The organism is Paraburkholderia acidisoli (genome assembly GCF_009789675.1).
GTDB classification, from domain to species: domain Bacteria; phylum Pseudomonadota; class Gammaproteobacteria; order Burkholderiales; family Burkholderiaceae; genus Paraburkholderia; species Paraburkholderia acidisoli.
Genome location: NZ_CP046913.1, coordinates 2,156,072 through 2,172,557, shown reverse-complemented (window position 1 = coordinate 2,172,557; position 16,486 = coordinate 2,156,072). Strand labels below are relative to the sequence as shown.

The following is a 16,486-nucleotide window of genomic DNA, read 5'->3' as shown; positions in this document are numbered from 1 at the left end:
TCTCTCCAGGAGATCGAGCAGGTAGTTCGCGAGCCAGACGGCGGCGCTCCGGAAACGGGGCGCCGCCGTTGTCGTTTGCGGCGGCCGCGGCGGCGCGGCATTCCGCGCGAAGATCGTCGTAAATATCGCCAGATCACGGCATGATCGCGTGCTTGCCGAGGCGGGGTGTATGGATATACAGTGTGCGACGCGTCTTTCCATCGACCGTTTATTTTTGCTTTCGCCACCGAGCGCGCGCCCTGTGTCCACCGTCTCCAGCGTTCCTCCCGCCGTTTCTCCTACCTCTGATCCGGTTTCCCGCGCGGCGGCCGAAGCGGCGAGCGCCGTTTCCGCGTGGCTGGCCAAGCTCAACGACGCCCAGCGCGCGGCGGTCGAGCACGGCAGCGAGACCGGCTTCGCGCCGGGCGCGCCCATGCCGCAAGCGCTGCTCGTGATCGCCGGTGCGGGGTCGGGTAAAACCAATACGCTCGCGCATCGTGTCGCGCATCTGATCGCAAATGGCGCCGATCCGCATCGCATTCTGCTGCTAACGTTCTCGCGTCGCGCGGCGCAGGAAATGACCCGGCGCGTGGCGCGCATTGCCGCGAGTGCGCCGGGTGCGGCCGCCGTGCTGGCACAAGGGCTGACTTGGGCGGGGACGTTTCACGGCGTAGGCGCGCGTTTGCTGCGTGAATACGCCGAGCAGATCGGCCTTTCGCCCGCGTTCACGATCAACGACCGCGAAGACTCCGCCGACCTGATGAACCTCGTACGTCACGAATTGGGGTTTTCGGCGAAAGAGAAGCGTTTTCCCGCCAAATCGACGTGTCTTGCGATCTATTCGCGCGTTGTGAACACCGGCGACTCGCTGGCCAACGTGCTCAATCGCTCGTTTTCGTGGTGTCTCGAGTGGGAGCCGCAACTGCGTGTGCTGTTCGCGTCTTATGTGGATGCCAAGCAAAAGCAGAACGTGCTCGATTACGACGATTTGCTGCTCTATTGGGCGACGATGGCGGCAGAACCCGTCATTGCGGCCGACCTGGCGGGCCGTTTCGATCATATTCTCGTCGACGAATACCAGGACACGAACCGGCTCCAGGCGTCGATCCTGCTCGCCCTCAAGCCCGACGGCCGCGGCCTGACCGTGGTCGGCGACGACGCGCAGGCCATCTACTCGTTTCGTGGCGCAACGGTGCGCAATATCCTCGATTTTCCGGCGCAGTTCGATCCGCCCGCGCGCCAGGTCACGCTGGAGCGCAACTACCGCTCGACGGCGCCCATCCTCGCGGCCTCGAACGCCGTGATCGACGCCGCGACCGAACGCTTCACGAAGAATCTGTGGACCGATCGGCCCTCGCAGCAGCGGCCGCGCCTCGTGACCGTCGCCGACGAAGCCACCCAGGCGCGCTACGTGGTCGAGCAGATTCTCGAAGCGCGCGAAGCGGGTATGACGCTCAAGCAGCAGGCGGTCCTGTTTCGCGCCGCGCACCATAGCGCCACGCTCGAAATCGAACTCGCGCGGCGCAATATCCCGTTCGTCAAATTCGGCGGCCTGCGTTTTCTCGACGCGGCGCATGTGAAGGACGTGCTCGCCGTGCTGCGCTGGGCGGAAAACCCGCTCGATCGCGTGGCCGGGTTTCGTGTCACGCAGCTGCTGCCGGGCGTCGGGCCGGCGAATGCGGCGCGCCTGCTCGATCAGGTCGCGGCGTGCACGGGCGCGTACCGCGCCGCCGAGGCGCTGGCGGCGTTCGCCGCGCCGCCGCGCGCGGCCGAGGACTGGCCCGCGTTCGCCTCGCTCATCGACAATCTCTCCATGCGCGCCACGCCCTGGCCCGCCGAATTCGAGCGCGTGCGGCGCTGGTACGAGCCGCATCTCGAGCGCAATCACGAAGACGCGCCGGTGCGGCACGCCGACCTGCTGCAAATGGAGAGCATCGCGAGCACCTACGCCTCGCGCGAGCGCTTTCTCACCGAACTCACGCTCGACCCGCCCGACGCGACCAGCGCCGAATCGGCCGACCCGCTGCTCGACGAGGACTATCTGATCCTCTCCACGATCCATTCGGCCAAAGGCCAGGAGTGGCGCAACGTGTTCGTGCTCAACGGCGTGGACGGCTGCATTCCGTCCGATCTGGGCGCGGGCAGCGACGAGGAACTCGAGGAAGAGCGGCGTCTGCTCTACGTGGCCATGACGCGCGCGAAGGAAGACCTGCATATCGTCGTGCCGCAGCGCTTCTACGTGCACAACCAGGCGGCGGCGGGCGACCGGCATGTGTGGGCGTCGCGTACGCGCTTTATCGGCACGGCCATGTTGCCGCTGTTCGAGTCGCGCGCATGGCCGCCTCCCCCCGTGGCGAGCGCGCCGAGCGCGGCCGGGCTGGCCGCGGCGGCGCAAGCGAAGGTCGAGATCGCCGCGAAGCTCAGGAAGATGTGGGATTGAAGCCCAGGCCGGGCGCGCGCCGGAGCGGGCGCGCCCGGGTTTCGTCAGCGCTGCTGCTCGCGTGCCGCCGTGGCCTGCGGCACGAAGAAGTTGCGCAGCCACGCGGCGAGGCGCGTGAACACGTCGTCGGGTTCCTCGACGAAAATTTCCGGCTTCAGCAGGCGCAGATATTCCATGATCTGCTGCGCCTCCTGCTTCTGAAACACGCCGTGCGTGATGCCCAGCCGCAAAAAGCCGCGCAGTTCGCCGAGCTTCTCGCGCGCCACGCTGCCGCTCGCCTGTTCGCAGGCGATCTTCGCTTCATAGGTGCGCTGGCGCAGTGACTCCGTCAGGCGCCACGCGGGCGTCTGCATCGCTTCTTCGAGCGTCTGGATGTCCTGCACGCCGGACTTGATCTGCGCGGCGAGCGGGTCGACCAGCGATTCGTCGCCTTGCGCCTCGGTCACAATGGCTGCCGCCCAGTCGCGCGATTGTTTCGCCAGTTCGTCGGGCGTCCATTCCGGGCGCGACGCGAAACCAAAACCGAACTCGCTCGCCTGGCGCAGCAGGATCGAGACGACCTCGGGGAACTCCTTGTCGAGCGTGCGCTTCGCCCACGCGTACTGGCCGCCCTGCAGCAGACGCTGCACGGCGTGCTCGGTCAGCGGCGTCATGTTGTCGAGCAACTTCGCGCGCAGATAATCCTCGAAAGACGGCGTCGCGAACTGCGGATCGAGCTTGAGCGACACGCGCAAAAACGCGTCGAAATCCTTGCGCAGCGACGCGATCGTTTCGTCTTTCAGGTTGAGGGTGATGTTCCCCATGATGGTTGCCCCGATGTGTTGCTTGCCGCGCTCGCGCCGTGTCCGCGCCAGCGGCTCGCCTTGCGGCGGCGCTCGGCGCCCTGCGGTCCGCTCGCGGGACGCGCGCTCCCTGTGAAAGCGCGACCCGCCGCCGGCGGGCTGCGTCTTCACGATTGCGCAGCGCCTCCAGGGCAGGCCTTGACGGGTTTATCGGCCAACCGGGGTGAAACTTGAGCGAAGCCCTTGGGGACGCTCAGCGCAGCACGACGCCTTGCCAGAAGAAGAACACGCCGAGCCCCACGGCGATGGTGAGCAGCGGGCGTTTGGTGAGCGCGCTCACGGCGATGGCGGCGAGCGCGCCCACGAGCTGCGGATTGCGCCACGTGAGTTCGGCGCCCTGGCCGTGCGGGGAAACCGCCATCGGCACGATGATCGCCGTGAGCACCGTCACGGGCACGAAGCCGAGCGCGGTGCGCACGAGCGGCGGAAACACGAGGCGTTCGCCGAGCACGAACACGGCGGTGCGCACGATCCACGTGACGAGCGCCATGCCGAGAATGAGGACGACGTAGTTCATTGGCCGGCTCCGGCGGTGCGTTGAACGGTGGGCGGCTTGCGCGGCGTGTCGTGCGGGGCGCTGGCTTCGCGCGCGGCGCGCGGCCGCGACAGCACGACGCCCACGAGCACGCCCGCGAGCACGGCGCCGAGCAGCCCGAGCTTGTACGGCCAGCCCTGCCAGAAGTAGGCGAGCGCGCCGGCCGTCACGGCGGCGGCCAGATAGCGCAGCGCCACGAGCTGCGGCACGACGATGGCGATGAAGGTCGCCACCATGGCGAAGTCGAGGCCGAGCGACTGCAAACCGGGAAACGCCGCGCCGAACAGCAGGCCGACCGCGGTCCAGAGCTGCCAGTTCAGATACATCGAGATGCCCGAGCCGAGGAAGTGCCACGGCGAAACGGTGTCGCCGGGCGGATGGCGGCGGAAGTGCGCCCAGGCGACGGCGAACACTTCGTCGGTGAGCACGGCGCCGAGCACGAGACGCCAGCGCAGCGGCAGATGCGAAACGTAGGGCGCGAGCGTCGCGCTATAGAGCACGTGACGCAGATTGACGATGAGCGTGGTCGCCAGGATCACGGCGAAGCTCGCGTGCGTGGCAATGAGCCCGATGGCGATGAACTGCGCCGAGCCCGCGAACACGGCGAGCGACATGAACTGGCCGAGCCAGAGCGAGAGCGGGCCCGAGGTGACGAGCGTGCCGAAGATCACGCCGAAGGGCGCGGCGCCGATCATCATCGGGATCATGTCGCGCGCGCCGGCGACGAATTCGGCGAAACGGTGAGGGTGCGTGGTCAAGCGGTTCTCCTGATACGGAGACCGAGCTTAAGCGAGCGCGGCGCGCCTGGCTTGTACGTTCTTGCTGAGGGCGCCGGGAATCATTCCGACTGCCAGCGCCCCGGCGGCACGCCGAACATGCGGCGGAAGTGGCGCGTGAAATGGCTCTGGTCGGTGAAGCCTTGCGCGGCGGCGACATCGGCGACGGTGCGGCCTTCGCGCAGCGGCGCGAGCGCGCGTTGCAGGCGCAATTGCGTGCGCCACGCGTGCGGCGGCAGGCCGGTCGCCTGGGTGAAGAGCCGCGTGGCGTGAAACGCCGAAAGCCCGACGGCCTGGGCGAGATCGGCCACGCGCAGCGGCGTGGCGAGGTCGGCGGCGAGCAGCGCCTTCATCGTCTCCACGCGCGCGTCGTGCGCGCCCGGCGCGACATGCGCAGCCGGCCCGAGCGGAGCTTCCTCGGTGCGGGCGTAGCGCTTGAGCAGCGTGGAGAGCGCGTCGATGAGCGCGCCTTCCACGGCGAGCAGGTCGCTCGCGGGATGCGGGCCGGCGGCCGGGTTGTCGAGGAGGCGGCGCCGGCCGGCGTCGGCTTCGAGCAGGCGATGCGCGCGCGACAAGCGGTGCGCGAGATCGAGATCGTGGATCACTTCGCTCGGGAACCACGGCAGCGGTTGCGCGCGTCCCGCGATCTCGCCGGCCAGATCGTGCAAATAGTCGATCGGCACGTACATCACGCGATAGCTCCAGCCCTCGTCGACCGCGCGCGAGCCCGTGTGCACCTCGCCCGGATTGATGACGGGCACGGTGCCGCTCGCGGCCACGTGCTGCGCGCCGCGATAGCGAAAGCATTCCGCGCCGCGCTCGATCACGGGAATCGTGTAGGCCTCGTGCCAGTGCGGCGCGAAACTGTGCTCGTGATAGTCGGCGGTGACGAGATCCGCGCCCGGCAGCAGCGGCGTGCGCCAATAGCGGGCGTGATCGCGCAAAGGTGTGTCGGTCATGAGTCGATCCCGCGCGAGACCTGACAGTTTAGCGCAGCGGGATGGTCGTGCCGGCGGGCACGGGAACGGCCGTGACGCTGTTCTTGGCGCTGCCGCTCACGACGCGGTCGCTGTAGGTGAGATACACGAGCGCGTTGCGTTTGGCGTCGACCACGCGCACCACGTGCAGCGTCTTGAAGAGAAACGACATGCGCTCGCTGAACACATCGGCTTGCTGCTTGAGCGGCCCGGCAAACGTGATGGGCCCGACCTGACGGCAGGCGATGGACGCTTCGGTCGGGTCTTCCGCGATGCCGAGCGTGCCTTTCACGCCGCCCGTGCGGGCGCGCGAGACGTAGCACGTGACGCCTTGCACCTGCGGGTCGTCGTAGGCTTCGACCACGACCTTGTCGGAGCCGGTCACGCGAAAGTTGGTGCTGACGCTGCCGATCTGTTCGGCGTGCGCGGCCGTGGCAAAGACGCTGGCGCTGGCGAGGAAGGCGGCGACGGTGGAGACGGAGACGAGAGGGCGGCGTGTCATGCGAAGTCCCGAAGATGGCGATGCGTCATTATCGGGCAGACGAGGGCGCGCGCCTCGTTGCATGCGAAACAGGATGGGTAAAATCGCGTGGCGAAAGCGCGATGCAAAAGAAAAAGGGGTTGCGTTCAAAAACGCAACCCCTCGATATTTGGCTCCCCGACCTGGGCTCGAACCAGGGACCTACGGATTAACAGTCCGGCGCTCTACCGACTGAGCTATCGGGGAACAGCAGTACAACTTTAACTTCTAAAAAGCTCGTTCTGGTTAACGAACTCTTGTGAATCGCTTTTGCTAATCTTGGCTCCCCGACCTGGGCTCGAACCAGGGACCTACGGATTAACAGTCCGGCGCTCTACCGACTGAGCTATCGGGGAATCAACAAAAGCAGAGAACGAGATTCTATGGGGTCTGTTGGAGGCTGTCAACACCCAATCGCCATATCAATCCATCTCTTTAATGCGAACGCCCTTCAAAACGTCGCAAGAGGGGATTGGGCGAGGCCCCGAGGCAGCGTTAGCGCGCGAGCAGCGCGAGCTTGTCCTTCACGTCCTTGAATTCGTCGGCTTCGGGCAGCGGCGCCTTGGTCTTGGTGATGCTCGGCCAGCCCTTCGCGAGTTCGGCGTTCAGCGCGGTGAATTCCTGCTGGTCGCCAGGCACGTCTTCTTCGGCGTAGATCGCGTTCACCGGGCATTCGGCAACGCACACGGCACAGTCGATGCACTCGTCCGGATCGATCGCGAGGAAGTTGGGACCTTCGCGAAAGCAGTCCACCGGGCACACATCGACGCAGTCGGTATAGCGGCACTTGATGCAGCTTTCGGTCACAACGTGGGTCATTCGAGCAGCTCCTGCATGCTTTTGTATCGGGGGATGGCGGGGTTCGCCAAAAGCGGTATTGTAACTGATGCGGAATTTCCCTACCCAGCGCCCGGTGCGCGGGAAGTTACGTTTCCTTAGATCGTTTCGTGATTAGTTTATAAGCGGTCGCGCGGCGGCGTCTCGTGGGCTCTTGGGGCGTCTCGCGGCGTCTTGTTGCCTGCGCGAGCGCCGCCGCAATCGCCCGTCGCCCCGATTTGCCCCTTCTGCGCAAGGGGACGTGTCGTCGCGGGCACGGCACGCGCTAGGCTTGGGGTAACATGAGCGCACCGTTGGCGCCCGCCGTCCCGAAGCCGCCGCTGGTTTGCCGCAAGCCTTGTGCCGCAAGGCTTCGCGACGTTCCGGCACGCATGCGAGATGGCGCGGGCGCACCTTATCGCAGTCCGGCTCGCCATCATGATCATTACTTCGCTGCTCGATACCGATCTGTACAAATTCACGATGATGCAGGTGGTGCTGCATCATTTCCCCGCCGCCAACGTGGAATACCGCTTCCGCTGCCGCACGCCGAACGTGGACCTCGTGCCTTATGTCGACGAGATCCGGGGCGAGATCCAGAAGCTGTGCCGCCTGCGTTTTGCCGAGCCCGAGCTCGACTACCTGCGCCGCATGCGCTTCATCAAGAACGACTTCATCGACTTTCTCGCGCTCTTTCATCTGAACGAGAAGTACATCTCGGTCACGCCTTCGGCCAAGGGCAACGGCGAGATCGACATCGAGATCAAGGGGCCGTGGCTGCACACGATCCTGTTCGAGATTCCGGTGCTCGCGATCGTCAACGAGGTCTATTTCCGCAACACGCAGCAGCATCCGCAGTACGACGAAGGCCGCGAGCGCCTGCGCCATAAAATCGAATTGCTGGGCGCGAAGCCCGAATTCGCCGATTGCAAGATTGCCGATTACGGCACGCGCCGCCGCTTCTCGAAGCGCTGGCACGAAGAGGTGATCTTGACGCTCAAGGAGCATCTCGGCGAGCAGTTCACGGGCACGAGCAACGTGTATTACGCGCTCAAGCACAACCTCACGCCGCTCGGCACGATGGCGCACGAGTATCTGCAGGCGTGCCAGGCGCTCGGGCCGCGCTTGCGCGACTCGCAGATCTTCGGCTTCGAGATGTGGGCGAAGGAATATCGCGGCGACCTGGGCATCGCGCTCTCGGACGTTTATGGCATGCAAGCGTTTCTGCGCGACTTCGACATGTACTTCTGCAAGCTCTTCGACGGCGCGCGCCACGACTCCGGCGATCCGTTCGAATGGGGCGAGCGCCTGCTCCAGCACTACGAGGACAATCGCGTCGATGCGCGGGCGAAGACCATGATCTTTTCCGACGCGCTCGACATTCCCAAGGTGCTGCGCCTCTACGAACGTTTTCGCGGGCGTTGCCGGCTGGCGTTCGGCGTGGGCACGAATCTCACCAACGACCTCGGCTATCAGCCGCTGCAGATCGTCATCAAGATGGTGCGGTGCAACGGCCAGCCCGTCGCCAAGCTGTCCGACTCGCCGGGCAAGAACATGTGCGACGACAAGGCGTATCTCGCGTATCTGCGTCAGGTGTTCGGCATCGAGCAGCCGACCGAAGTGGAGTGCGCGAGCTAGTCACGCGCGCTTTTCAGTGAGTCGGGCCGCCCGCTGCGCGGCGCGAAGCGGCAAAAATTCAAGGCGACGCCCCGTTATAATCGGCGCGTCGCTTTTCTTCATCTGACGAGGACGTTCATGGACACGACGGCCGCCCGCCGCAGCATACTCGCGCGCATTCGCGCCGCGCAGGGACGCGAGGCCACGCCCGCGGCGCACGAGCGGGAAGCCGTGGCGGATTACCTCGCGAGTCATCCGCAAGGACCGCGCCCCGAACTCGAAGGCGATCTCGTCGCGCGCTTCATGGCCGAGGCGCGCAAGATGGCGAGCACGGTGGACGAAGTGCAGCAACTCGCCGAAGTGCCCGCCGCGGCGCAACGCTATCTCGCCGAACGCAATCTGCCGATGCAGGCCGTCGCGTGGCAAACGCTCGAGGCGCTCGACTGGCGCGGCGCGGGTCTCGACGTCGCTTTCCGCAAACCCGCCGACGGCGACCTCGTCGGGTTCACCGGCTGCTTCTGCGCCACGGCCGAAACCGGCACGCTCGTGTTGCTCTCCGGCCCGCAAACGTGGGCCTCGGGCGCGCTGCTGCCGGAAACGCATATTGCCGTGGTGCCCGCCTCGCGTATCGTGGCCGGTCACGAAGACGCGTTCGCGCTCATGCGCGCCGAACGCGGCGAGCTGCCGCGCGCGGTCAACTTCGTCTCGGGGCCGTCGCGCACCGGCGACATCGAACAGACCATCATTCTGGGGGCGCACGGACCGTATCGCGTGCATGTGATCGTCGTGCATGGCGCGTGAGGGGATCGCAGCGGGGAGCGCTCGCCCTCGCGTTCGCCGCGCCCGGTTTCATCGGCACGAATGCCGCGGCGGGGCCGCCCGGCGGCGCGGCGCTGAACGCGCTCTGGGCGTGGCCGTTCGCGGGCATGCGGCTCTCGATCGGCTGCGTGCCGACGATTGCCGGCGCGTTCTGGCGTCGCCATTTCGGCAAGATCGTGGCGGTGCGGGCGCTCGCGTTCCTGCTGCCGTTCGCGGCCTCGCACGGTTACGCCAGCGCAATCGCCTCTATCCGCAACACCCGCAATTTCATGGTCCACGCGATCGCGCCGTCGCGCGGCGTGCGCATGCCGGGTGTCTTCGGCTATCCTGGCGGGTCGGGCGCGGTGCTCGTGCCGGTTTTCCTCGCGGCCACGTGGCTAGTCTTCGCGTGAGCGCGCGCAACGCAAGCATGGCGGTTTCCGGATCAACGACTGACGACTGAAGTGTGGAGAGCAACGATGCAAAAGATTCTCGTGGCACGCCCGATCTTTCCCGAGGTGATCGATCGGCTTAAGCAGTATTTCGATGTCGAATGGAACGAGGGCGACGTGCTCTCGCCCGAGGCGCTCAATGCGCGTCTCGCCGACAAGGACGGCGCGCTCACGGCGGGCGACCCGGTCAACGCGGCCACCTTCGCGGCCGCGCCCAGGCTGCGCGTGGTCTCGCAGATGGCGGTGGGCTACAACAACTTCGACATGGCCGCGTTCAATGCCGCGAACGTGCTCGGCACCAACACGCCCGACGTGCTCAACGAAACCACGGCCGACTTCGGCTGGGCGCTGATGATGGCGGCGGCGCGCCGCGTGGCTGAATCGGAGCACTTCCTGCGCGCGGGCAAGTGGGGCAAATGGTCGTTCGACATGTTTCTCGGCTCCGACGTGTACGGCTCCACGCTCGGCGTGATCGGCATGGGCCGCATCGGCCAGGCGCTCGCGCGCCGCGCGCGCGGCTTCGACATGCGCGTGATCTATCACAACCGCTCGCGCGTCGCGCCCGAGATCGAGACGGAACTGAACGCCGAATACCGCTCGAAGCCGGATCTGCTCAAGGAAGCCGATCACGTCGTGCTCGTGCTGCCGTACACGGCCGGGAACCATCACACGATCGGCGCCGCCGAGCTCGCGCTGATGAAGCCCACGGCCACGCTCACGAATATCGCGCGCGGCGGCATCGTCGACGACGCGGCGCTCGCCGAGGCGCTGCGCACGCGCCAGATCGCGGCCGCCGGTCTCGACGTGTTCGAGGGCGAGCCGAGCGTGCATCCCGCGCTGCTCACGGTCGAGAACGTCGTGCTCACGCCGCACATCGCGAGCGCGAGCGAGGCCACGCGCCGCGCCATGGCGAACCTCGCGGCTGACAATCTGATCGCCGCGCTGGGCAAGGGACCGCGCGCGGGCCAGCCGCCCAATCCGATCAATCCCGATGTGCTGGGGAACGCGCGTTCATGAGTTCGCTGGCAGTCATGTCGATCGCGCTGGCGGTGCTCGCGATCGCTTTCGTCGCGACGCTGGTGGCCTTGCTGCGCGCGCGCCAGCCTCATGACGACGACGCGGCGCTCGACGCGCTCGATCAATTGAGCGACCGCGTCGCGGCTTCGACGGACACGCAGGCGCGCGCGGCCGAGCGCATCGAACGCGAGTTGCGCAACGAGATCGCGCGCACGGCGCAGGCGTCGCGCAGCGAGTTCGGCGGCGGTTTCGCGCAGGTCCAGCAGGCGCTCGCGGCGCAACTCACGAGCATCGCGACCGTGCAGAACAGCCAGATCGACGGCTTCGCGCAGCAACTCGCGAAGCTCACGACAAGCAATACGCAACAGCTCGACGCGGTGCGCGCGAGTCTGCACGCGCAGGCGCAGCAGGCGCGCGACGAACAGGGCGCCGCGCTGCGCCACTTCGGCACGTTGCTCACGCAGCAGCTCGCGCAGCTCACCGAGGTCAACGACCGGCGCTTCGCCGAAGTGCGCGCGACGCTCGAACAGCGCCTGAAGGACATCGAGGCGAACAACGCGGCGAAGCTCGAGGAGATGCGCCGCACCGTCGACGAAAAACTGCACGCCACGCTCGAACAGCGGCTCGGCGAGTCGTTCAAGCTGGTCTCCGACCGGCTCGAACAGGTGCATCGCGGGCTCGGCGAAATGCAGACGCTCGCGGCCGGCGTGGGCGACCTGAAGAAGGTGCTGACCAACGTGAAGACGCGCGGCACGTGGGGCGAAGTGCAGCTCGAAGCGCTGCTCGAACAGATCCTCACGCCCGACCAGTACGCGAAGAACGTGGCGACCGTGCCGAAGAGCAACGAGCGTGTGGAGTTCGCGATTCGTTTGCCGGGGCGCGGCGTGGGTGCCGCGAGCGAGAGCGAGCCGGTGTGGCTGCCCATCGACGCGAAATTTCCGCGTGAAGACTACGAGCGGCTCATCGACGCGCAGGAGCGCGCCGACGTGGCCGCGATCGAAGAAGCGGGGCGCGCGCTCGAAGTGCGCATTCGCGCGGAGGCACGCACCATCGCCGAAAAATACGTGGCGCCGCCGCACACGACCGACTTCGCGCTGCTGTTCCTGCCGACCGAAGGGCTCTACGCGGAGATCCTGCGCCGCCCCGGTCTCACCGACGTGTTGCAGCGCGACTACCGCGTGAGCGTCGCCGGGCCGACCACGCTCACGGCGCTGCTCAACAGCTTGCAGATGGGTTTCCGCACGCTCGCGATCGAGCGGCGTTCGAGCGAGGTGTGGCAGGTGCTGGGCGCGGTGAAGACGGAGTTCGGCAAGTTCGGCGACGTACTGGCGCGCACGAAGTCGCAGCTCGAAACGGTGACGCGCTCGATCGAAGCCGCCGAGGTGCGCACGCGCGCCATGAACCGCAAGCTGCGCGATGTCGAAGCGCTGCCCGGCGACGCGGCCGCGAACCTGCTCGGCGACGCGCTGCGCGGCGCGGAAGGCGAGGGCCCGTTTGGCGACGAATAAGGTGGTCTCGAGGTTCTGACGAAAAAGCGAAAACGAAACGGGCCGCTTGCCTTCAGGTGCAAGCGGCCCGTTTCGTTTAAACGTTTCGATGCGCGCGGTTTTAGTCGATTGTCGATGCGGCCGGCGCCGCGAGCTTGTCGAGCGCCTCGCCCGTCATGCGCACCACGCGCCAGTCGGGCAGCACGGTCGCGCCGAGCTTTTCATAGAAGCCGATCGCGGGCGCGTTCCAGTCGAGCACCGTCCACTCGAAGCGCGCGCAGCCGCGTTCGACGGCAATCGCCGCGAGCGCGCGCAGCATGGCCGTGCCGAGTCCCGTGCCGCGCTGGGAAGGCTGCACGTAGAGGTCTTCGAGGTACAGGCCGCGGCGGCTGAGGAAGGTCGAATAGTTGTGGAAGAACAGCGCATAGGCGACGATGCGGCCGCCCTCGGCGTCGTCCTCGGCCACCAGCGCCTCGGCGGCCGGCCGCGCGCCGAACAGCGCCTCGGCGAGCCCTTCGGGCGTGCCCGTGAACAGATGCGTGAGCTTCTCGAACTCGGCGAGTTCGTACATCAGCGCGTGCATCGCGCCGACGTCGGCGGGCGTGGCGGCGCGGATCGCTGCCGTCATCAGGCTTCCTCGGGCACGTCGGAGAGATGGATCTCGATGCCGCCGAAGCGCGACGCGACCCAGTTGTACAGATGGCACGCGATCCACAGCAGCACGAAGCCGACAATCGCGTTCAGCAGCAGCGCGCTGAAGACCGTGCCGAGTTCGAAGGTGCCGTAGCGAATGAACGCGACCACCGCGACGAGCAGCACGATCGGCACGCTGAACGTCAGGTACACGAGGATGAGCGCCTTGGCGGTCTGGCCCGCGGCGATGAACGAGATCTGTTTTTTCATATGAGTCGGTCCGGAAAGACGTGTCGGTGTAATTACTGGGCTCGGCGAGCGCGGGCGCTCACACGAGTCCGTCAAACAGCATGATGTCGACGGCGTCGCCGGCATCGAGATCGGTGGCCTCGTGGGCAAGCACGATGAAGCAGTTCGCTTCGCTCATCGTGCTGAGCGCGCCCGAGCTTTGCGAGCCGGTGGGCGTGACGCGCCATTGGCCCCGGGCGTCGCGGTGCGCGAGGCCGCGCTGGAATTCGGTGCGGCCCGCGCGCTTGCGAATGGGCGCGTCGCTCACGGCCGGCACGAGCGGCACGGGTTGCGGCTGCGCGCCGGACATGGCCATGAGCGCGGGGCGCACGATCTGGTAGAACGAGACCATGGTCGCGACGGGATTGCCGGGCAGGCCGAACAGCAGCGCCGCGCGGCCCGCGCCGGGATGTCCGCCCGACCAGATGCGGCCGAACGCGAGCGGGCGGCCGGGGCGCATCGCGAGTCCCCAGAACGAGACGTCGCCGAGCGTTTGCAACTGGGCGCGCGTGAAATCGGCTTCGCCGACCGAAACGCCGCCGGAGGTTAGCACGACGTCGGCGGTTTCGGCGGCGAGTTTGAGCGTGGCGGCGAGCGCGGCGGGATCGTCGCGCACCACGCCGAGGTCGATCGGCTCGACGTTCAGGCGTTGCAGCATCGCGCCGAGCGCGTAGCGATTGCTGTCGTAGATGCAGCCGGGTTCGAGCGGTTCGCCGGGCGAGCGCAATTCGTCGCCGGTGGAGAAGTAGGCGACGCGCAAGCGTTGCTTGACGTGGGCCTCGACGCCGCCGAGCGATGCCAGCAAGCCGATGTCGGAGGCGCGCAGCACGCGGCCCGCGGCGAGCGCCACGCCGCCGCGCGCGAGATCTTCGCCCCGGCGGCGGCGGTTCGCGCCGGGCGTTTGCGCGGCAGCCTCGAACGTGACGACATCGTCCTGCACCTGCACGCGCTCCTGCGGCACCACGGTGTCGCAGCCGGCGGGCATGGGCGCGCCGGTCATGATGCGCACGCACTGGCCGGGCGCGACGGCGCCCGCGTACGCATGGCCCGCGAAGGCCTTGCCGCACACCGTGAGCGAGAGCGCGCCGGAAGCCGCGGCGCCAGCCAGCGCGGCGCCGTCGAACGCGTAGCCGTCCATGGCGGCGTTGTCGTGCGCGGGCACGTCGATCGGCGAAATCACATCGGCGGCGAGCACGCGCGCGAGCGCATCACGCAGCGGCACGCGCTCGCTCGCGGCCAGCGGCGTGACCCACTGCAGCACGATGGCCTGCGCGGCGCTAACGGGCAATGCTTGTGGATCGTACTGGCTGATACACGCGGAGCGGCGGTCGTTGTGATTAGGCGTGGTCATCGAGTGGGGAAGCGTCGCATCCGCACGGCGTGTGCGGCGATCGTCCGGGCGGCTTGCCGTGCGGGTGCCGAAGGGCGGCGGGCCGGTCGCGCAGGGTCTCTATTGGCGGTCGTGTCAGGCGCGGTCGAAGGCAGCCAGGTCCTGTAAGGAATTGATATTGTAAAACGCACGTTCGTCGTGAAACGGCACAACGGCAGCCGTGTGGCGCGCGTACCACGCACGCACCTTGCGCTCGCCGGCCTCGAGATACGCGGCGAGATCGTCGGCGAGCGTCGTGCGGATCAGCGCGAAAACGGGATGCATCGACACCTCGCCCGCGGCGTCCGTGGTGCTGGCCGTGACAATGCTGGCGTCGCGCGCGAGCGCGGTTTCCATGCAGCGCGCGGCGAGATCCGCGGGCAGCCACGGCGAGTCGCAGGGCGCGCTCAGCAGCCAGTCCGTGCGCGCTTCGCGCAGACCTGCCAGCAGACCGGCGAGCGGGCCGGGAAAGTCGGGCAGCGTGTCGGCGAGCACGCGCGCGTGCCACGGTGCGCCGAGCGCCGCGTAAGTCTGGGAATTGCGATTGGCGCTGATCAGCAGCGTGCCCGTTTGCGGCGCGAGGCGCGCCAGCACATGCGCCGCGAGCGGCTGGCCGTGCAGGGGCTGCAGGCCTTTATCCACGCCGCCCATGCGCTGGCCGCGCCCGCCCGCGAGGACGAGGCCGGTAATGTCGGCGCAAGCGAAGGGGCGGGCGGTCATCGGCCGATCGGGGCGCTCAGCCGCCGATGTACGACATTTCGATACGGCGCTCTTCGGCGAGCGCGGGCGCGGCGGCACTGCCGCGCAACTGCGAGTAGCGGTCGGCGCGGCCTTCCCAGACCTGGGCGATGGCGCCCGCGATGGCCGGGTCGGTGGCGCCGTTGCGCAAGAGCGCGCGCAGGTCGTAACCCATCGACGCGAACAGGCAGAGGTAGAGCTTGCCTTCCGTCGAGAGCCGCGCGCGCGTGCAGTCGCCGCAAAACGCGCGCGTGACGCTCGAGATCACGCCGATCTCGCCCGCGCCGTCGGTATAGCCCCAGCGCTGCGCCGTTTCGGCGGCGTTGTGCGCTTCGAGCGGCACGAGCGGCCAATGCCCGGCGAGCCGCGCGACGACTTCGGCGGAAGGCAGCACTTCCGTCATGTTCCAGCCGTTCGACGTGCCGACATCCATGTATTCGATAAAGCGCAGCGTTACGCCCGAGTCGCGGAAGTGGCGCGCCATCGGCACGATTTCGCTGTCGTTGGTGCCGCGCTTGACGACCATGTTGACCTTGAGCGGCGCGAGCCCCACGGCCTGCGCGGCTTCGATGCCGTTCAGCACGTCGGCGACCGCGAAGTCGGCGTCGTTCATGCGACGGAACAGCGTGTCGTCGAGCGCGTCGAGGCTCACCGTCACGCGCGAGAGACCCGCGTCGCGCAGCGCGCGCGCCTTGCGGGCGAGGATCGAGCCGTTGGTCGTGAGCGTGAGATCGAGCGGCGCGCCGTCCACGGTGCGCAGCGCGGCGAGGCGCTCGATCAGGAATTCGATGTTTTTGCGCAACAGCGGCTCACCGCCCGTCAGCCGGATCTTGGTGACGCCCTGTGCGACGAAAAGCCGCGCCAGCCGCTCGATTTCCTCGAGCGTGAGCAGGTCGGCGTGGGGCAGGAACGAGTAATCCTTGTCGAAGACCGCGCGCGGCATGCAGTAGACGCAGCGGAAATTGCAGCGGTCCGTGACGGAAATGCGCAGGTCGCGCAGCGGGCGCCCGAGCGCGTCGGAGACCTCGCCGGACGGCGCGCGCGCGATTCCCGCTGCGGGCCTGGGCGGCAGCGACCGGACATCGGCAACGGGAATGATGCGTCGGGACATGGTCTCGTCTTTCTCTCGATGATTCGATTTTAGCCGAACCCCGGTCGAGCCATGGACAAGGGAGAACGCTGATATATCAAAAAAGCCCGCC

17 protein-coding genes and 2 tRNA genes are annotated in these 16,486 nt (G+C 67.4%); 6 read left to right on the top strand and 13 right to left on the bottom strand.

Annotation, left to right across the window (positions count from 1 at the left end; all coding sequences use genetic code 11):
- Positions 1-169: 169 nt before the first annotated feature.
- The gene (locus tag FAZ98_RS09495) at positions 170-2,419 is read left to right on the top strand and encodes an ATP-dependent helicase (RefSeq protein ID WP_158950944.1); all 2,250 of its coding nucleotides are present in this window, start codon (positions 170-172) and stop codon (positions 2,417-2,419) included.
- 44 nt (positions 2,420-2,463) lie between these two features.
- On the opposite strand, the gene FAZ98_RS09490 is transcribed toward FAZ98_RS09495, so the two are convergent.
- The 8 genes from FAZ98_RS09490 to fdxA form a co-directional block, all read right to left on the bottom strand.
- On the bottom strand, positions 2,464-3,222 hold the full coding sequence (locus FAZ98_RS09490) for a DUF4088 family protein (protein WP_158950942.1): 759 nt from the start codon (positions 3,220-3,222) through the stop codon (positions 2,464-2,466).
- Between the two features lie 232 nt (positions 3,223-3,454).
- Positions 3,455-3,778, bottom strand: a complete 324-nt coding sequence (locus tag FAZ98_RS09485) for an AzlD domain-containing protein (RefSeq protein ID WP_158950940.1) — start codon at positions 3,776-3,778, stop codon at positions 3,455-3,457.
- On the bottom strand, positions 3,775-4,503 hold the full coding sequence (locus tag FAZ98_RS09480) for an AzlC family ABC transporter permease (protein ID WP_158951935.1): 729 nt from the start codon (positions 4,501-4,503) through the stop codon (positions 3,775-3,777). The genes FAZ98_RS09485 and FAZ98_RS09480 overlap by 4 nt, the downstream gene beginning before the upstream one ends.
- A gap of 131 nt (positions 4,504-4,634) precedes the next feature.
- Complete coding sequence (locus FAZ98_RS09475) at positions 4,635-5,531, bottom strand: helix-turn-helix transcriptional regulator (protein ID WP_158950938.1); 897 nt, start codon at positions 5,529-5,531, stop codon at positions 4,635-4,637.
- Positions 5,532-5,559: 28 nt separating this feature from the next.
- Positions 5,560-6,051 carry a CreA family protein gene (locus FAZ98_RS09470; RefSeq protein ID WP_158950936.1) on the bottom strand — a complete coding sequence of 164 codons (492 nt, stop codon included), beginning with the start codon at positions 6,049-6,051 and terminating at the stop codon, positions 5,560-5,562.
- Between the two features lie 149 nt (positions 6,052-6,200).
- Positions 6,201-6,276, bottom strand: a tRNA-Asn gene (locus tag FAZ98_RS09465).
- A gap of 73 nt (positions 6,277-6,349) precedes the next feature.
- Positions 6,350-6,425: transfer RNA gene (locus FAZ98_RS09460), tRNA-Asn, on the bottom strand.
- A 139-nt stretch (positions 6,426-6,564) separates the two neighbouring features.
- Positions 6,565-6,888 (bottom strand): ferredoxin FdxA, encoded by a 324-nt coding sequence (gene fdxA / locus FAZ98_RS09455; RefSeq protein WP_158950934.1) that lies wholly within the window; start codon positions 6,886-6,888, stop codon positions 6,565-6,567.
- Positions 6,889-7,323: 435 nt separating this feature from the next.
- Here fdxA and pncB point away from each other — a divergent pair, with 435 nt between their 5' ends.
- From pncB to FAZ98_RS09430, 5 genes are all read left to right on the top strand, one after another.
- Entirely contained in the window at positions 7,324-8,523 is a 1,200-nt protein-coding gene (gene pncB / locus FAZ98_RS09450) for a nicotinate phosphoribosyltransferase (RefSeq protein ID WP_158950932.1), read from the top strand.
- A 117-nt stretch (positions 8,524-8,640) separates the two neighbouring features.
- A complete protein-coding gene (locus tag FAZ98_RS09445; protein ID WP_158950930.1) occupies positions 8,641-9,303 on the top strand; it encodes a LutC/YkgG family protein in 663 nt (220 codons plus the stop codon).
- Positions 9,300-9,713 carry a sodium:proton antiporter gene (locus FAZ98_RS09440; RefSeq protein WP_233272591.1) on the top strand — a complete coding sequence of 138 codons (414 nt, stop codon included), beginning with the start codon at positions 9,300-9,302 and terminating at the stop codon, positions 9,711-9,713. Before FAZ98_RS09445 ends, FAZ98_RS09440 begins: the two co-directional genes overlap by 4 nt.
- A 66-nt stretch (positions 9,714-9,779) precedes the next feature.
- On the top strand, positions 9,780-10,769 hold the full coding sequence (locus FAZ98_RS09435) for a 2-hydroxyacid dehydrogenase (protein WP_158950928.1): 990 nt from the start codon (positions 9,780-9,782) through the stop codon (positions 10,767-10,769).
- 14 nt (positions 10,770-10,783) lie between these two features.
- Positions 10,784-12,277 (top strand): DNA recombination protein RmuC, encoded by a 1,494-nt coding sequence (locus FAZ98_RS09430; protein WP_199272326.1) that lies wholly within the window; start codon positions 10,784-10,786, stop codon positions 12,275-12,277.
- Between the two features lie 100 nt (positions 12,278-12,377).
- Here FAZ98_RS09430 and FAZ98_RS09425 read toward each other — a convergent pair whose 3' ends face one another.
- From FAZ98_RS09425 to moaA, 5 genes are all read right to left on the bottom strand, one after another.
- Positions 12,378-12,884 carry a GNAT family N-acetyltransferase gene (locus FAZ98_RS09425; protein WP_158950924.1) on the bottom strand — a complete coding sequence of 169 codons (507 nt, stop codon included), beginning with the start codon at positions 12,882-12,884 and terminating at the stop codon, positions 12,378-12,380.
- Positions 12,884-13,159: a hypothetical protein gene (locus tag FAZ98_RS09420; protein ID WP_158950922.1), complete on the bottom strand. Its 276-nt coding sequence runs from the start codon at positions 13,157-13,159 to the stop codon at positions 12,884-12,886. The genes FAZ98_RS09425 and FAZ98_RS09420 overlap by 1 nt, the downstream gene beginning before the upstream one ends.
- A gap of 58 nt (positions 13,160-13,217) precedes the next feature.
- Positions 13,218-14,528, bottom strand: coding sequence for a molybdopterin molybdotransferase MoeA (gene moeA / locus FAZ98_RS09415; RefSeq protein WP_158950920.1), 1,311 nt, complete (start codon positions 14,526-14,528; stop codon positions 13,218-13,220).
- Between the two features lie 114 nt (positions 14,529-14,642).
- Positions 14,643-15,266 (bottom strand): molybdenum cofactor guanylyltransferase MobA, encoded by a 624-nt coding sequence (gene mobA / locus FAZ98_RS09410; protein ID WP_158950918.1) that lies wholly within the window; start codon positions 15,264-15,266, stop codon positions 14,643-14,645.
- 16 nt (positions 15,267-15,282) lie between these two features.
- Positions 15,283-16,395 carry a GTP 3',8-cyclase MoaA gene (gene moaA / locus FAZ98_RS09405; RefSeq protein ID WP_158950916.1) on the bottom strand — a complete coding sequence of 371 codons (1,113 nt, stop codon included), beginning with the start codon at positions 16,393-16,395 and terminating at the stop codon, positions 15,283-15,285.
- Positions 16,396-16,486 lie beyond the last annotated feature (91 nt).

What these genes read in the sequence shown, in the direction of transcription:
- FAZ98_RS09495 (WP_158950944.1), top strand. Translation starts at nt 170, where the DNA reads ATGGATATACAGTGTGCGACGCGTCTTTCCATCGACCGTTTATTTTTG.
- FAZ98_RS09490 (WP_158950942.1), bottom strand. Translation starts at nt 3,222, where the DNA reads ATGGGGAACATCACCCTCAACCTGAAAGACGAAACGATCGCGTCGCTG.
- FAZ98_RS09485 (WP_158950940.1), bottom strand. Translation starts at nt 3,778, where the DNA reads ATGAACTACGTCGTCCTCATTCTCGGCATGGCGCTCGTCACGTGGATC.
- FAZ98_RS09480 (WP_158951935.1), bottom strand. Translation starts at nt 4,503, where the DNA reads ATGATCCCGATGATGATCGGCGCCGCGCCCTTCGGCGTGATCTTCGGC.
- FAZ98_RS09475 (WP_158950938.1), bottom strand. Translation starts at nt 5,531, where the DNA reads ATGACCGACACACCTTTGCGCGATCACGCCCGCTATTGGCGCACGCCG.
- FAZ98_RS09470 (WP_158950936.1), bottom strand. Translation starts at nt 6,051, where the DNA reads ATGACACGCCGCCCTCTCGTCTCCGTCTCCACCGTCGCCGCCTTCCTC.
- fdxA (WP_158950934.1), bottom strand. Translation starts at nt 6,888, where the DNA reads ATGACCCACGTTGTGACCGAAAGCTGCATCAAGTGCCGCTATACCGAC.
- pncB (WP_158950932.1), top strand. Translation starts at nt 7,324, where the DNA reads ATGATCATTACTTCGCTGCTCGATACCGATCTGTACAAATTCACGATG.
- FAZ98_RS09445 (WP_158950930.1), top strand. Translation starts at nt 8,641, where the DNA reads ATGGACACGACGGCCGCCCGCCGCAGCATACTCGCGCGCATTCGCGCC.
- FAZ98_RS09435 (WP_158950928.1), top strand. Translation starts at nt 9,780, where the DNA reads ATGCAAAAGATTCTCGTGGCACGCCCGATCTTTCCCGAGGTGATCGAT.
- FAZ98_RS09430 (WP_199272326.1), top strand. Translation starts at nt 10,784, where the DNA reads ATGTCGATCGCGCTGGCGGTGCTCGCGATCGCTTTCGTCGCGACGCTG.
- FAZ98_RS09425 (WP_158950924.1), bottom strand. Translation starts at nt 12,884, where the DNA reads ATGACGGCAGCGATCCGCGCCGCCACGCCCGCCGACGTCGGCGCGATG.
- FAZ98_RS09420 (WP_158950922.1), bottom strand. Translation starts at nt 13,159, where the DNA reads ATGAAAAAACAGATCTCGTTCATCGCCGCGGGCCAGACCGCCAAGGCG.
- moeA (WP_158950920.1), bottom strand. Translation starts at nt 14,528, where the DNA reads ATGACCACGCCTAATCACAACGACCGCCGCTCCGCGTGTATCAGCCAG.
- mobA (WP_158950918.1), bottom strand. Translation starts at nt 15,266, where the DNA reads ATGACCGCCCGCCCCTTCGCTTGCGCCGACATTACCGGCCTCGTCCTC.
- moaA (WP_158950916.1), bottom strand. Translation starts at nt 16,395, where the DNA reads ATGTCCCGACGCATCATTCCCGTTGCCGATGTCCGGTCGCTGCCGCCC.